This is a genomic window from Methylophaga sp. UBA5088 (genome assembly GCF_002414625.1).
GTDB lineage: Bacteria > Pseudomonadota > Gammaproteobacteria > Nitrosococcales > Methylophagaceae > Methylophaga > Methylophaga marina.
Genome location: NZ_DIAC01000002.1, coordinates 707 through 1,729, shown reverse-complemented (window position 1 = coordinate 1,729; position 1,023 = coordinate 707). Strand labels below are relative to the sequence as shown.

Sequence of the window (1,023 nt, the reverse complement as noted above, 5' to 3'; positions counted from 1 at the left end):
ATTGATTCAGATTGGTAAAGACAAAGTGCATATGGTGAAAGAAGGCGATGAAATCAATGTTGATCCGTCGCAACCACGCAATGCAATTCGTATTACAAATATTAACCGACTCAGCATCACTGTTGAGACAGGTATATTAGGCACAGTAAGAGTACTTAGATAATGATTAGGCTTAGATTTTGGGCAAGATTAACAACAGCCATTTTATTTTATTTTCTGTACATGAGTTTTGGACATGCAGCAGCCAAAATCAGTGAGATCGAATACAGTGATACGCAGTTAATTGATGTCATTCGTACCCTGTCTGAGCTGAGTGATAGCAATATCATTGCGACACCTGATGCGACTGAAAAACGGATTACGATTCATCTTAAAAATACAACCGTTCTCGATGCGGTCAAGTCCATATGCCGTATCAGTGATCTGTGGTATCGCTATGATGACGATACCAATACGTATCGGATTATGACGCGAGAAGAATACAGTCAGGATCTGATAGTCAGGGAAAGCGATCATATTGAAGTTTTTACCTTGCTTAATGCCAACGTACAAATCGTTGCAGAAGCCATTGAAGACTTATATGGTCAACGGGTTCTGCTCTCCTTGGGACGTGAGCCTGGTGAACGCACGATAAGTGGTGGTGGCAGTCGAAGCGGTCGCAGTGGCAGTAATAGCGTTCGAAATAGCCGAAGCCTGAGTGGTGGCGGCGGTCGCAATAACAACCTGATTGCTGCTGGTAGTCAGATTGGTCAGTCAGACCTAACGGTCGATCAACTCGCTCAATTGACGCAGCCGAATGCACAAGGCGTGATGTCAAATGTTCTGGATAACGAAACACTTCAACAAGTGACCGTTCAAGCTCAGCCTATCTATGTGACGGTCAATAACGAACACAATATGATCATCGTCAGAACCGATGATAAAAGAGTGATTCAGTCCATCACCAGTCTTGTTAAACGTATGGATATCCCCGTACCACAGGTCATGTTGGAAATGAAAATCCTCAATGTCCTGCTGGGTGAA

At 43.6% G+C, this 1,023-nt stretch carries 1 pseudogene; it reads left to right on the top strand.

Features of this window, described 5'->3' with window-relative positions:
• Window positions 1–162 precede the first annotated feature (162 nt).
• Window positions 163–1,023 (top strand): annotated as a pseudogene (locus tag B4K20_RS00195) (hypothetical protein); the annotation flags it as partial.